The organism is Bradyrhizobium cenepequi (assembly GCF_020329485.1).
Lineage (GTDB): Bacteria > Pseudomonadota > Alphaproteobacteria > Rhizobiales > Xanthobacteraceae > Bradyrhizobium > Bradyrhizobium cenepequi.
This window is the reverse complement of the sequence record NZ_JAGKJI010000091.1, coordinates 1-13457: the sequence shown is the minus strand read 5'-3', so window position 1 is coordinate 13457 and position 13457 is coordinate 1. Positions and strand designations below refer to the sequence as shown.

General features: G+C 62.3%; 16 protein-coding genes. 12 read left to right on the top strand and 4 right to left on the bottom strand.

From position 1 onward, the window contains the following. Positions 1 to 306 precede the first annotated feature (306 nt). On the bottom strand, positions 307 to 1017 hold the full coding sequence (locus J6497_RS39260) for a hypothetical protein (RefSeq protein ID WP_225709520.1): 711 nt from the start codon (positions 1015 to 1017) through the stop codon (positions 307 to 309). Between the two features lie 220 nt (positions 1018 to 1237). Here J6497_RS39260 and J6497_RS39255 point away from each other — a divergent pair, with 220 nt between their 5' ends. Then, complete coding sequence (locus tag J6497_RS39255) at positions 1238 to 1567, top strand: DUF6949 family protein (RefSeq protein ID WP_225709519.1); 330 nt, start codon at positions 1238 to 1240, stop codon at positions 1565 to 1567. A 101-nt stretch (positions 1568 to 1668) separates the two neighbouring features. After that, positions 1669 to 2199, top strand: a complete 531-nt coding sequence (locus J6497_RS39250) for a gamma carbonic anhydrase family protein (RefSeq protein WP_225709518.1) — start codon at positions 1669 to 1671, stop codon at positions 2197 to 2199. A gap of 180 nt (positions 2200 to 2379) precedes the next feature. On the opposite strand, the gene J6497_RS39245 is transcribed toward J6497_RS39250, so the two are convergent. Beyond that, complete coding sequence (locus tag J6497_RS39245; RefSeq protein ID WP_225709517.1) at positions 2380 to 2610, bottom strand: hypothetical protein; 231 nt, start codon at positions 2608 to 2610, stop codon at positions 2380 to 2382. Positions 2611 to 2718: 108 nt separating this feature from the next. Here J6497_RS39245 and J6497_RS39240 point away from each other — a divergent pair, with 108 nt between their 5' ends. The 4 genes from J6497_RS39240 (at position 2719) to J6497_RS41825 (ending at position 4503) form a co-directional block, all read left to right on the top strand. After that, positions 2719 to 3123, top strand: a complete 405-nt coding sequence (locus J6497_RS39240; protein WP_225709516.1) for a hypothetical protein — start codon at positions 2719 to 2721, stop codon at positions 3121 to 3123. Between the two features lie 275 nt (positions 3124 to 3398). After that, positions 3399 to 3935 (top strand): hypothetical protein, encoded by a 537-nt coding sequence (locus J6497_RS39235; protein ID WP_225709515.1) that lies wholly within the window; start codon positions 3399 to 3401, stop codon positions 3933 to 3935. Between the two features lie 56 nt (positions 3936 to 3991). Continuing rightward, positions 3992 to 4213 (top strand): hypothetical protein, encoded by a 222-nt coding sequence (locus J6497_RS39230; RefSeq protein WP_225709514.1) that lies wholly within the window; start codon positions 3992 to 3994, stop codon positions 4211 to 4213. A gap of 92 nt (positions 4214 to 4305) precedes the next feature. Beyond that, positions 4306 to 4503, top strand: coding sequence for a heavy-metal-associated domain-containing protein (locus tag J6497_RS41825; RefSeq protein ID WP_312010454.1), 198 nt, complete (start codon positions 4306 to 4308; stop codon positions 4501 to 4503). A gap of 352 nt (positions 4504 to 4855) precedes the next feature. Here J6497_RS41825 and J6497_RS39220 read toward each other — a convergent pair whose 3' ends face one another. Together J6497_RS39220 and J6497_RS39215 are read right to left on the bottom strand one after the other, a co-directional pair. Beyond that, the gene (locus J6497_RS39220) at positions 4856 to 5338 is read right to left on the bottom strand and encodes a hypothetical protein (protein ID WP_225709513.1); all 483 of its coding nucleotides are present in this window, start codon (positions 5336 to 5338) and stop codon (positions 4856 to 4858) included. A gap of 55 nt (positions 5339 to 5393) precedes the next feature. Then, on the bottom strand, positions 5394 to 5534 hold the full coding sequence (locus J6497_RS39215; protein WP_225709512.1) for a hypothetical protein: 141 nt from the start codon (positions 5532 to 5534) through the stop codon (positions 5394 to 5396). A 209-nt stretch (positions 5535 to 5743) separates the two neighbouring features. On the opposite strand from J6497_RS39215, the gene J6497_RS39210 reads away from it, so the two are divergent. The 6 genes from J6497_RS39210 to J6497_RS39185 all read left to right on the top strand — a co-directional run. Beyond that, on the top strand, positions 5744 to 6346 hold the full coding sequence (locus J6497_RS39210; RefSeq protein WP_225709511.1) for a hypothetical protein: 603 nt from the start codon (positions 5744 to 5746) through the stop codon (positions 6344 to 6346). Positions 6347 to 6444: 98 nt separating this feature from the next. Continuing rightward, positions 6445 to 6966, top strand: a complete 522-nt coding sequence (locus J6497_RS39205; protein ID WP_225709510.1) for a hypothetical protein — start codon at positions 6445 to 6447, stop codon at positions 6964 to 6966. A gap of 30 nt (positions 6967 to 6996) precedes the next feature. Continuing rightward, positions 6997 to 8409 carry a Dyp-type peroxidase gene (locus J6497_RS39200; RefSeq protein ID WP_225709509.1) on the top strand — a complete coding sequence of 471 codons (1413 nt, stop codon included), beginning with the start codon at positions 6997 to 6999 and terminating at the stop codon, positions 8407 to 8409. Between the two features lie 131 nt (positions 8410 to 8540). Further along, a complete protein-coding gene (locus J6497_RS39195) occupies positions 8541 to 9731 on the top strand; it encodes a catalase family protein (RefSeq protein WP_225709508.1) in 1191 nt (396 codons plus the stop codon). 65 nt (positions 9732 to 9796) lie between these two features. Continuing rightward, on the top strand, positions 9797 to 12952 hold the full coding sequence (locus J6497_RS39190) for an AAA family ATPase (protein WP_225709507.1): 3156 nt from the start codon (positions 9797 to 9799) through the stop codon (positions 12950 to 12952). Between the two features lie 242 nt (positions 12953 to 13194). Then, positions 13195 to 13457: cupin domain-containing protein (locus tag J6497_RS39185; protein WP_225709506.1), on the top strand; the 263-nt coding region annotated here is incomplete at its 3' end.

The following is a 13457-nucleotide window of genomic DNA, read 5'->3' as shown; positions in this document are numbered from 1 at the left end:
CACCGTCGTGGCGCGCGGCACGCCGTGGCACGACAAGCCCCCGGCGGCGGCCGCAGCCGCGATCCCATCTCTTGCCTGACCCAGTTTCTTTGTTCGACCGGAGCACCGTTTCTTCGTCCCGACCTGCCGTCTCCACGACGGCGCGCGCAGTGGCCGTCAAGGATGGCCGTTGCCTCAATCTCTCCCCTCGCCACGCTGCCGCCAGGCCACGCCTTGACGGCCGCGAGCACGGCGTCATGCTCAACGGCCGTCGGACAATCCAATTGCCCACAACCTATCGATCTAATGGTTGCTACGAAATCACTACTACCCCTTCGGGCCGCGCAATTGCGTCGTCAGGCGGTCCATGGCGCCGGCGATGTCGCGCCACTGTGAGAGCCAGCTTCGCGGAAAGCGGAAGGTGAAGTCGGCGCCGTCGATGCGGCGCTCGCTCAGGCACATGCCGGGCGTCGGCGCGTCGCGCGTGCAGCGGGCGCTGAAGGAGGGCGACGTCGCCGTGAACAAATCCTCGCCGCCATAGGGCGAGCCGTCGCGGAACGCGCGCATCGTCAGGCCGTCGTCGCTGCTTGCCGCCTGATCGAGATAGCGCGGATAGATCGTGCGCAGGCGGATGTCGGGGGCGAGTTGATCACGATGCGTCGCGATCGAGACGAAGATGCGATCGATCGGCTGCACTTTGTCCTCCACCGTTTCGGCGCTGACATGCTTCTGCGGCGCCGGAGGTTCAAGCGAGGGATAGGAAAAGCTGAGATCGACGCGCTCCTGCGCGCCCGAGTGACGCTGGATCTTCATGCGCACCGCCGCGGTCGGCACGTTGAACAGCGTGCCGCCGACGCTGACCGGCAGCCGCGACGGATCGCTCAAGGGCACGGTGGTCCAGGTCGGCCACAACAGGTAAGTGACCAACGCGATCGCGCCGCAGGCGAGGGCGGCTGCGATCAGAACCGGGACGATATGGGCGCGCGGATTTCTGCGCGTGTCGCGCGCAAGGTGCTGGGCCGTCGAGAGCAATGTCATCGAGCGAGAATGGATGGGTTCGCGTAATGCCGAATCATCCCGCGAATATGCCACGCGGCGGCAGACTTCCGTATGATTTCAGCGAATCCGGCAAGCGGCGAGCCATGCGCAAACACCGCGGCGCCGCGTGCATGTTAACCCTTTCTTAAGGATGATGTAGCGGCGGAGCGGCAATTTTGCCAAATGAAGCGCGCGGTCTGTTGAGTAGCGGAAGTGTGCCATGTCGCCCGAAGCGCTGAATTCGTTCTTCGCCCTCTCCATCGGCTTTGCGCTCGCCGGTGCACTCACCAGCGGCTATCAGGCGATGGCGCAGCGGCCGGCCGGCTTCGGCCTGTTGCAGGAAGGCGCAGTGCCGACGACGTTCGCCGCGGTGCCGTTCCTGGTGTTCGCCGCGCCCTTCATCATCATGCGCAATACGCTGCGCGGCGCGAAGATCGAGCGCCGCCGCTTCGAATTCGTGATGATGGCAACCATCATCGCCGGCTTCTGGAGCCTGATGTCCGGCACCTTCTTCCTGATGACGCTGCGCGCCGCCGGCGTGCTCGTTTGAGCGCTTCTTTCGCCGCTGTTCCCGACGGTAATCTCGGTAGTCGCTCGCTTGAAAAGTCTTTGACCGCTGTGCCAATGTCGCCTTCGAAAGAGGAGACATCCATGGCGATCTATGAACTGGACGGGCAGGGGCCCGATCTGCCGGCCGACGGCAACTACTTCATCGCGGAAACCGCTACCGTGATCGGCAAGGTGCGCCTGAAGAGCGGGGCGAGCGTGTGGTTCGGCGCGGTGTTGCGCGGCGACAATGAGTGGATCGAGGTAGGAGAAGGCTCCAATGTGCAGGACAATTCCACCTGCCATACCGATCTCGGCTTCCCGCTCGTGATCGGCAAGAACGTCACCGTCGGCCACAACGTGATCCTGCACGGCTGCACGCTGGAAGACGGCGCGTTGGTCGGCATGGGATCAACGGTTATGAACGGCGCGCGGATCGGCCGCGAGAGCATCGTCGGCGCGGGCTCGGTCATCACCGAGGGCAAGGAGTTTCCGCCGCACTCGCTGATTATCGGCTCGCCCGCGCGCGTGATCCGGACATTGGATCCGACGCAGGTCGCGAAGATGGGAAGTGCTGCGAAGTTCTATCAGCTCAACGGGCCGCGTTTCAAAAAGGGCCTCCGCAAGATCGGTTGAACGCCCGACCCGTCGTCACGTATCCTCGGATTCGTTTGCCTCCGTCGCGGAGGCCACCTGCTCGTGGCCCGCAGCCCACAGCGCATGTTGCTCGCCCCCCCTCGGGATAGGGATTGGCCTCGGCTGGAATGCTTTCGCGCGCTGCTTGCTGCCCCTGCTCAAACGGGTCCGGGTCCGTCGTCATGCGTGACGTCCTTTGCTTGACTTCGGCCTTGTCGACCTGGCGGTATCTGTCTTCGACTCCGCGGCGCTCTTGCGTAACGCGTCGCGCAGATCGATCGGAATGCCGTGCTTCTTGAGCAGGTCCGCGAACGCTTCATCGGCCAATTCCTGAAGCGTCGCCATCCTGTCGCGCGCGAGCTGCTTGAGCTTGTCGAACGTATCCTCGTCGAAGGCGATCAGTTTGCGCATCCTTGCACCTTGCACTGCGTAATGGCCAATGGCTCCCGGAGCGTTTGGTTCCGGGACGGAACAGCCGGCTTCGCCTGTCGTTAGCAGTGCAAAATAAGGGAGAAGCTCATGACCAGGAAATCGCTTGCGATCTTCATCACCGCTTTCGCTGTTTTCGCTGCACCTGCGATGTCGCTTGCCCAAGGCGGCGGAGGGGGAGGCGGTGCCGGTGGAGCAGGCGCGGGAAGCGCTGCGGGCGGAGCTTCCACCGGGACCGGTAGCGCCACCGGGACCACCGGCATTGGTGGTGCGCCGTCAGGTTCGGCCATCAACCCCGGTAACACCAATAGCACCACCGGCCTGGCCAACCCGCCGAGAGGGACCGACAGCGCCCGCACCGCGCAATCCTCCTCTGGCCCGGGCACCACGACCGGCTCTGCGGCCGGCCGGGAGAGAACTAGTGAGGATCATGCGATCGACGCCGAAGACGCGCCGCTCGATCGCAAGATCAAGGGTATCTGCAGAGGCTGCTAGACGTGATCCGATCAGGCTGAATCGTCACCTCTTCCGCTTGCGAGAGAGGCGCCGGGCGAGGGCTCTCTCCACGCGAAGGGGCCCGTCGTGGAGAAAGCCGTCACCCCGACCCTGTCCCGCAAGCGGGAGCGACATCGGGTGCCGAGCTGCCGGTCGCGCAGAAGTGAGCGCATCGTCAAGGCGCATTACCGGAACTCGCTCTAGAGTGTGGGCGGTGCTTGCGATGGCTGGCGCAGGCCGCGCCGGTATTGGCAGGCCGCGATGGAGGAACGGCGATGTTGCGTAAAACGATGGTTGCCTTGGTGGCGGTAGCCTCGCTTGGAATTCTGACGATGGATACCGCGTCCGCGCGCAACGGGTTTGGCGGCGGCGGTTTTCGTGGTGGCGGCTTTGGCGGTGGCTTCCACGGTGGCGGCTTCGGTGGTTTCCGGGGCGGCGGTTTTGGCGGCTTCCGGGGCGGTGGTTTTGGCGGCTTCCGTGGTGCGGCGTTTAGGGGAGGCGGCTTCCGTCCAGCCGCGATCGGCGCCGGCGGCTTCCGTTCGGCCGCATTTCGTGGCGGTTTTTACCGTCCGGGCTTCGGGTTCCGTCCTGGCTTCAGGCGTTTTCATCGGGGATTTCCGTTCGCCGCCACGGCGATCGGCGTTGGCCTCGGCTACGGCCTCTATGGCGAGTGGCCGTATGGCTATTACGACTACGGCGATCCCTATTACGGCTACTACGACGATTATGGCTACGGCGGCTGCTACGTCGTCCGGCAGCGTGTGCTGACGCCCTATGGCTGGCGCATCCGGGCCGTCGACGTCTGCGACTGACCTCAACCGATGCTGCGGCGAACGCGAGGCGCTGCAGCGAATTATCGGAATGATGGATGGGCCTCGGTGTTTTCCGCATCGAGGCCGCATCACTTCTGCATAGGGGCTGGTACGTCGATTGCAGTGATTTCGACATGCTGAACACGCTCACCACCGCCGCCTTCACCTTCGTCTTTCTTGGCATCATCGTCAGCTTGGGCGTCGCCTTTGTCTTGATGTTCTGGGAAGTCGAACGGCAATTGGGCAAGCCGCATCGCAATCGCGATCGCCTCGGCTAGCTCAAGAATGATCCGCAGTCAGCGACCGTGCTGCGGCGGCATGGATTGATCATGCTGCTGAGCTACATCGAACTCGTCGAGGTGACGTTGTGGTGAGCGGAAATTCCTACAAGCTGCGTGTCGAGGGCATGGATTGCGCGGCTTGCGCGCTCAAGATCGAGAACGCGATACAGCGGCTGCCAGGTGTCACCGACATCGAGGTCAGCTTCACGACCGGAACGCTCGTCCAGCTTCGCGAGCGAGCAGGCGAGCGTCGATCCCCGCATCTTCGAAAAGATCAGGGCCCTTGAAGGTCAGGGCAAGACGGTGGTGGTCCTGCTATCCGGCAAGGCCGTCGAAGGAGCCGATCGCGTTGCGGGACGAGCTACGGGAGGACGCGCAGCAGTCGGTGAAAAGGGGCGCCCGCGGCCGAAGCGGGGCAATCTAAAGAACAAGGCCGTTGACGCAGTATACCGTCAACGACCTTGCCAGCCCCGGACATTGAAATCGGCTCACGCCATCCGGTGGCTGGCACCTTGACTCGGAATTAGGTTCCCGAATGTGAACTAGTTCACATTCTCAGCGAAAAAATCTCTATCAAGATTCGGCAACGGGGAGCCCCCGCGCTGGCGGTCGGGGAGGTTTGCACCGATTTCGAACGGCTCAGCTGCCGCGCTTGCGCCCGCTCCGGACCGCGTTCGGCCGTGATCGTTTGCGGACGGGCTCGGCGGCAGGCTCATTGGCCTGGGCGCTGGCGAAGGATTGCCTCAGGCCCTCGACCGCCTCAGTCAGCGCCGTTACCTGCTCGGACAGCTTCTTGGTTTCGGCCTGCTGGGAGGCAAGCATCCGGCGCACGGTCTGCAACTGGTCCTGCACCATCTGGAGCTGGTCGATCGACTCCTGCTGGGTCACCTCCAACCCCTTGGTCTTCTCGACGAGCTGTTCGGATACCTGCGCGGCGCGGGCCTGCAATTGGCGGCTGGCCACGACCCGATCGGACTCCGGCGACGTGCCGGTAGTGACGCGGTACAGCGCGATGGCGCCGATCCCGAACAGGACCAGGAAAAGCCCCACCGCGGTGACTGCAATAGGTTGCACACCGATGCGCATGGCGCTTGCGGCACTCCGGGGGGCGAGGTCCATCATTCGACACCAAACCGGACTAATTCCAAAGCTTCCGAATACCACAACCTAGGCGGGCCTAAAACCCCGCGATCGTCCCGAATTGGCACGCATCGGCCTTAAAAACCTGCGAAATCGAGGTTTTTGGAGTGCTGTCGCTGACCCGTGCGATCACATCGATGGTCACGCCGAATGACAGACCTTTGATGCTGGCCGGCATTCGCAAGCCATGCCGGATGTGCGAAGATCGTTTGTGCACGAAAGCGTTCATTACACTGGACGGACCAGCCACTTTCGATAATAGTAGTAACGTTATTACCTGACGTTGTACTGTTGGCTACGGTATTATTCTACAGGTGAGCCCGAGCCTGCGTGTCTCGCCGAGTTCACCTTATTTCTGGTGAGACGTTATTTTTGGCGAGAAGTTGCATGGCTGATCGCGCACGTAATCAATACGGATCGGGCAAGGCCGTTACTTTCAACGTGATAACGCCGATGACGCGCTTCGGCACCTGGATCGTCTGGGCGCTGCTGTGTATCTTCGATCGGTTCAAATCGACCCAGGTCACGGCGAAAGAGCTGGCGTTTCTGCCCTTTGTTCACTGGGTCATCGTCAAGCGCGATAACTTTCCGAAGGTGAGCGACGGTCAGCCGGCGGAAGCTTTGCACTACGATTATCTGTTCTTTCTGAGCACGTTCAACGGTCCCTGGGGACCTTACATCGAGGCCTTTGCCGACGTGCTCTACAAGCCGCTCGACCTTGTCTGGTTCTGGAGCGTAGGATATCCCTTCGCCCGTCCGGTCGGACCGCTCAAGGCCTATATCCAGCGCAACCAGATCGAGTCGGACCATTCCTATAGCGCCTATCCGGGCGCCTCCGTGCGCGATGTGCGCGCGGCACTCGATTTGCGCAACGAAGTCGAGAAGCTTTTTCAAAATTCGAACGGGCTGTCGCCCGAACGCTTTGCGGCCGAGTTCGATCGCATGCTGATCAGCGTGCAGAACAAGCTCGGTACGTTTGGACCAACATAGCAGGCCGGTCGAACGGAGTTCGCGACGTGGCGAATCAAAACGGTGAGAAGTACGGCTTCACAGGCCTGTTTCCGATCGCAACCAATCGATCGGACGATTTGCGTGCGTTTCTGCGCACGCTGGATGACACGCACAAATATCCGCGCGGCTCGCCTTTCAGCCACGTGCCGATCGTCCACATGGCCCGATTGTTCGTTGTCGACCGCCTGGCCTATCAGGGCACGCCGGCGAAGTTCGATAAGCTCAAGTCGGACTATCTGGCGTTCATGTGTGAATTTGACGGCGAAAGCGTCGATCCGCTGGTGCAGGCCATGGTCAGCAACATCCCGGACGAAGTGGGGACCATTTGGGGGCACTGCCTCAGCTTTCCGGGCACCCGTCGGCGCGATCAGCTCTCCGCATATTTCGAGCGATGCCAACTCAAGACTACGCTGTTTCTGGCAGACCAGCCCGAGGCGAGCGTCAACGAGATTCTCACGGCGCTGCTGTGCCGACGCCGTCTCGGTGATTTCATCAAGCAGATTCAAGCAAACCCGCCGTCTCCCGACGTGCTCCGACGAGACTTCAGGGAGATGTGGCAAAGCCTCCAAAACCAGAGGCCGCTACCGGGCGATTTGTGAGTACGCAACGATCAGAGCAGGGGTCTCGCGATGCTCAACCTGACCAATATTCAAGGCAATATTCTTCGCGGTTACGCCTCGTTTCCGCATGCGCAGTTCTTGTTCTTCGCAATCGACAACGCGGACGATGCCAAAGCGTTCATCCGGCGGCTGCTCGATATGGAAGCGGTCACGCCGGCGCTGTGGCGCGCAAAGCCCGACGCTACCCTCAACATCGCCTTCACCTTTGAAGGCCTTCGCGCCCTTGGCGTGCCTGCGGAAAGTCTCGCCACGTTTCCTTCCGAATTTCAGGAGGGCATGAAACATCGCGCGGACGAGCTCGGTGACATCGACGAAAGTTCACCGGAGCACTGGGATGATCCGTGGAGGACGCATCGCGTTCATATGCTGATCACGATCTACGGCCGGACGGAGCCGGCGCTGGCGGCGCACTGTCAACGGCTCAGGGATCTGCTGCCGAACGGCATGCAAGAATTGAAGCCCGATCAACCAGCGGGGCAGCTGCAGATCGACGGCAAACTGACTCGCAAGGAGCACTTCGGCTTCGAGGATGGCTTGAGCAACCCCGCGGTCGAGGGAGTGCCTGACCGTGATTCCAAGGACCGCGAGAACGTTGGCAATCCGGATGACAAAGGGCGATTTCGCAAGATTCCGCTCGGAGAGTTTCTTCTCGGCCACCCGGGCGACGGTGGTGAGCTGGCTCCCATGCCGCTGCCGCACCTTCTCGCGCACGATGGCACCTATCTCGTGTTCCGCAAGCTGGAGCAGGATGTCGTTCGTTTCCGCCGGTATCTTGAACAGCAGGCGGACGCATTTGCCCGAGCTATTCCCGGTGGTTTGCCGCCTGACATTACTGCGCAGGACTTCCTCGCTGCCAAGATGATGGGGCGATGGCAGGATGGATCTTCTTTGATCAACTATCCTGAGAGGCCTGGCAAAGACCGTCGCAATACATTCGGCTATGCCGGCGATCCCGCAGGCGCACGCTGTCCGCTTGGTGCACATGTGCGGCGCGCCAATCCGCGCGACGCGCTGGGCTTCGGCGGCAAGACCATGTCGCGACACCGGTTGATCCGGCGCGGAATCGCGTACGGCAAATTCCTGCCACGTGGCGAGGAGCCGGAGAGCCAGGAAACGCGCGGCATCATTTTCATTGCGCTCAATTCCGGTTTCGACCAGTTCGAGTTCGTGCAGCAGAAATGGATGAATTTCGGCGACGATTTCGAGCAGGGCAACGACACAGACCCGATCGCCGGCAATCGACCAGTGATCGGCGGTCGTCGAAGCGCGCAAATGATGATCCCGGGTGACGAGGCCAGCGGACGACGACCGTTCATCTGCTTTGACATCCCGCGCTTCGTGACGACCAGGGGCGGCGACTACTTCTTCGTTCCGAGCCTGGCCGCGCTCGGCCTGCTGGCGTCCGGCCGAGTTGTCGCATGAATCGGGGCGTGATCCAACGATGGACGTCTGGTCGCCATCGGAGCAGCGCGCTTGCGCCCGCCCGATCTTGGCAGGAAAGACTCTTCGTTCGGCTGTCCCGCGGGCTGCGCGACTTCCAGCGATTCTTGCAGATGGCTCGCCAATCCGTGCAACCCGCTTCCGCGCCGGCACGGAGCTCGGAGGCAACGCCGGCAAGATACAAGGAGCTCACGAAGACGCTGGAACTGCAGGACCGGCCGGTGCCGCTCACGAAATTCGAGCGCGCGGTGCCGGGCGAGGCAACTCTCATTGCAAAGATGGCGCGCCTCGCCGCAAACTTGGTCGTCACCAACTACTGTGAGATGAAGGCCTCGGATCCTTCCGTCTGTGCGATGCGGGATCAGCACGCCAAGGCCCATGGCTGCGTCAGCGCCGAATTCGTCGTCCGCGATGATCTTCCGGCCGAGTTCTCGACACCGCTGTTTCGGCCGGGTGCCCGCTATCCGACCATCGTCCGGTTCTCCAACGGACAGGGTAAACCAAAAAGCGACCGCGGGCCCGATGGCCGCGGCATGTCCATCAAGCTTCAGGGCGTCGCTGGCGAGACCATGCTTCGTGGCCTCGAGCCCCGCATAACGCCCGCCGGCGAGCACGATTTCTTGCTCAGCAGCTTCCCGGTGTTCTTCTGCAAGAATGTGGTCGACTATTCCGAGCTCATGGAAGCCGTCGTGGCGCCGAATGGGACCTGGCGCGAGAAGTTTGACCTGCTTCTGAAATGGAGTGTGTTTGCCATTCGCAATCCTCGCCAGCTCTATACCTTTGGTCGCACCGGCCTCGTCAGGATCAACAATCCCCTGACGGCGACCTATCACAGCATGTCACCCTATCTGTTGGGTGAGGACAACGTTGTGCGCTATCGCGTCAGTCCCGTGCGGCGCGACAACGATGTTACGCCGTGGTGGTGGAGCTTCCTTTTTCAGTCGAGATCGGAGAACTTTCTTCAGGACGCTCTGGTGCGCGACCTCGCACCGGCGCCACCTGGAGATGATATCGTGTTCGATTTCTCCGTGTGGCTGTGTTATGCTGCCAGACCGCAAGACGTCGAAGACGCTTCCCTGTGGTGGACCCGTCCCCGGGACCGCACCGTGTCGATCGGACAGATCAGGATTCCCAGGCAGAATTTCCTGGCGCCGGATCGTGTTTTCGATGGCGAGCACATGATGTTCAGCCCGTGGAATTGCTTGCAGCAGCATCGGCCTCTCGGTAGCATCAACCGGATGCGGCTTGCCGTGTACCTCGCGTCCCTGCAGGTGCGGCGGAAGCTCAACATGGTTGGACCTTGAGCGAGCAGGCGACATCGGATCGATTTAATGGACCTCGGCTGGTTGCGGCGCTGCCAAACGTAGAGATGGCAGGCCTGCACGCTGAACGCCGACAGCTCACGGTCGTGTTTGTCGATCTGATCGGCTCGACGCCTCTGAGCGAGCGCATCGATCCCGAGGAGTTCTTCGCGGTCATCCGAACCTATCGCGATATCTGCAACGAGCAGATTTGCCGCTATGGCGGTCACATCGCCAGAATGATTGGGGACGGACTGCTGGCCTATTTCGGCGTACCGCAGGCGCACGAAAACGATCCCGAACGCGCGGTGCGCGCCTCACTCGCCATCACGGCCGCCATCAAGGAGCAGGAATTCCAGATGTCGGATGGCAGCTTCCTCCGGCTGCGGGTGAGGATCGGGGTCAATACGGGGCCGGTTGTCGTGGGCAGCGTGCCCGGCGAGCCTTCCGAGCGGAGGGAGGTGTTCGGCAGTTCAGTGCATGTCGCGGCCCGCCTTCAGGCTCTTGCCAGCGAGAACACGGTGGTCATCGGGTCGGGGACCTACGAGCTGATCCGCGGCATGCTCGATTGCGAGCCGCTGGGCCGGCGCCGGCTGAAGGGCGTCGAGGAGCCGGCCGAGGCGTGGCGCGTGAACGCGGTTTCGCCGGGCGAAAGCCGGTTCGACCGTGCGCGAACCTTGCCGCTGCCGCCGATGATCAACCGATACGATGAATGCGCGCTGCTGGCCGAACTGTGGGAGCAGAGTCTCGGCGGCGCAGGGCGCGTCGGCGTCATCTCCGGCGAGCCCGGCATCGGCAAGTCGCGCCTCGTCCGCGAGTTCCGAAGCTCGCTCGACCGGTCTGCGGTCGATGTTCTTTCGGTCCAGTGCTCGCCGTTTCACGTCAATACGCCGCTTGCGCCGGAAATCGAGCGATTGAAGCGCGCAACGGGCATCCACGAAACCGACGACCCCAGGCTGTCGCTGACCAAGTTGCGTCACCTGCTGACGAGAGCCGGTTTCGATGTCGAGCAGGCGCTTCGCTATTACGGGTCACTGCTGTCGATACCGGCTTGCGAAGCATACGAGCCTGCCGATCTTGGTTCACCGTCTGAGCGTGCGCGTGCCTTTCAGGTGATAACCGAGGTTCTCGTTGCGGCGTCGCGAAGGAAGCCGGTCCTGTTCATCGTCGAGGATGTCCAGTGGATCGATCCGACGAGCGCCGACCTCCTCTCACGGGTGGTCGCTCGCTGCGCGCGCGAGCGCGTCCTGTATCTGATTACGCACCGCGACGACTACGAGGCTGGCTGGCTATCGGGGCCGACCATCAGGCGGATCACTCTGCAAAAACTGGCAGCGGCCGAATGCGAGCAGATGGTGGCCGCCGTTGCCGGCATCGATGTCCTGCCGCGGATCACGAACCAGATTGTCGAGAGGACCGACGGCGTGCCGCTCTTCATCGAGGAGTTCACGCGCGCGGTGGTGGATTCCGGGGCGATCGAGAGCGCAACCGACCACGGCAAGTTGCCCGGGCCGCTGGTGCCGGCAAGTGTCCATGATTCCCTGATGGAGCGTCTTGACCGGCTGGGCACCGCCAAGCGTGTGGCCCAGATCGCCTCCGTGTTCGGGCGGCAGTTCGACTATCGGGGCATTTTCAGCCTGCTTCCGGACCATGACGAGTCGGTGATATCAGCACTTGAGGCGCTGGAGCGGGCCGGGATCGTGTATCGCATCAACGAACAGGAAGGCACGCTGTTCGCCTTCAAGCACGCGATGATTCAAGAGGCGGCCTATTCCTCACTGCTGAAGGAGGATCGGCGCAAGCTGCATGCGCGTGCAGCCGCCTGGCTGCTTCAGCGGGCCGATGTCGGGGAGGGCAGTGACCCCGCCGTTCTGGGTTATCACCACGCGCAGGCAGAGAACATTCCTGAGGCCATCGACGCCTGGCTCCAGGCGGGCAAGTCCGCGCTCAGCCGATCGGCCACCAAGGAGGCGGTGGCGCATCTGCGCGAGGGTCTCTCTTTGCTGTCGAAGCTGCCCGCTTCGTCGCGCCGCTATGAGGCCGAAATCGCCCTGCAATCCAACCTTGCAATGGCATACACGGCGATTGCGGGCTGGTCCGATCCGAATGTCTACCAACCCTATCATCGGGCGCTGAAGCTCTCCGGCAGCCATGGTACGATCCGCGAGAAGACCGCCGTCCTTTGGGGTGTTGCGGTGGCCAAGCTGGTCAATTGCGAACTCACCCAAGTACTCGAGCATTCGCAGGATTTTCTGCGGCGAGCCGAGGAATGGCGCGACGGCGAGGCGATCCTGATGGCTTCCACCGCGGCGCTGATCGTCAATTTCTTCACCGGCCGTCTGAAGGAAGCGCGCGAACTGGCTGCTGCGATTGAAGCGCGGTACAATCCCCGCGACCATGGCAAGCTGGTTCAAACCTATCAGCACGATCCGCTGGTGGTCGCGCTCGTCTATTCCGGACACATCGAATGGCTGCTCGGCCGGCCCAACCGGGCCAGGGAGTGCTGCGAAACTGCAAGGCGGCTCGCCAACGAGATCGGCCATCCCTTCATGATCGCACTGGCCCACATCCTTGGCGTCGGCGATCACTGGTATGAAGGCGACCTCGCGGCCAACCTGACTTGTGTCGAGCATGGCATGAAGGTCGCTGCGGACTACGGTTATCCGATGTACCAGGTCATCGGTCCGCTATGGGCGACCTCGGCGCTGGCCGCGCGCGGCCCGGCGCCGGTCGTGCTCGAGAAGCTGTCCGCCCTGATCGGCAAACTGCCGGCAGAGAATCGATGCATTCAGATTCCGCTCTACAAGGCCCTGCTCGCCACGGAGTTCGGACGGATCGGGCAGAAGGACAGGGCAATTGCGCTGGTGACTTCCGCCGAAGCCCTGGTCAAGCAGACAGGCGAACGCTGGCTGGCGCCGGAGATCTACCGGATCCACGGTTCGCTGCTGTGCACTGAGCCGCATCGCGACGATGCTGCCGCCATCCGCCAGTTCAGGCGATCGCTGGCCTATGCGAAGAAGTTGGAGGCCGTCGGCTGGGAACTCCGGACCGCCATCAGCCTTGCGCGCCTCCTGATGGAGAGAGCCAACAACCGGCGCAGCCTCGTCGAGGCACGCGAGGTGCTCGCATCAGCCCGGGCCAAATTCTCGTCCGCCGAGACATCCGCTGATCTGCGGCAGGCGGATGATTTGCTGCAGCGACTGAAACAGGGCGTGAATTCATAAATTCAGAGCCCAGCGGACTTCCGCTTTGGCGTGCGTTTCGGACCCTGGTCAGACATCGCTTGGAGTCAGCAAGGGGCCAAAAGCAGTCGGCCTCGAGTGCACGCTAGTCCGATGCGGAAGGCGAACGGCCATGATAACGCGCGGTTATTGACTTCATGGCGTGACGTCATTTCCCATTCGCCGCGCCGAATTTCATGCTTACAGGTCCCGGGCTCATCCGGCGCACAATCAGGAGGCTACAAATGTCAGTCCAGAAGCCGGTTCTAACGCCGCCCCACGGTGGCGAGAAGGTGACCACGAGCGGAGGCTCGAGCATCGAGATTAAAGTGGAGAGCAGCCAGTCCGGAGGCGAATATGGCGCTGTCTTGTGGACGGTGCGAGCTGGGGAGGAGCCTCCGATGCACATTCACTCGCGCGAGGACGAGCTAGTCTACGTGGTTGAGGGGCGGCTAATCGCGCGGGTCGGCGATTCCCGCGTTGAGGTGGGGGCAGGCTCCTACGCGGC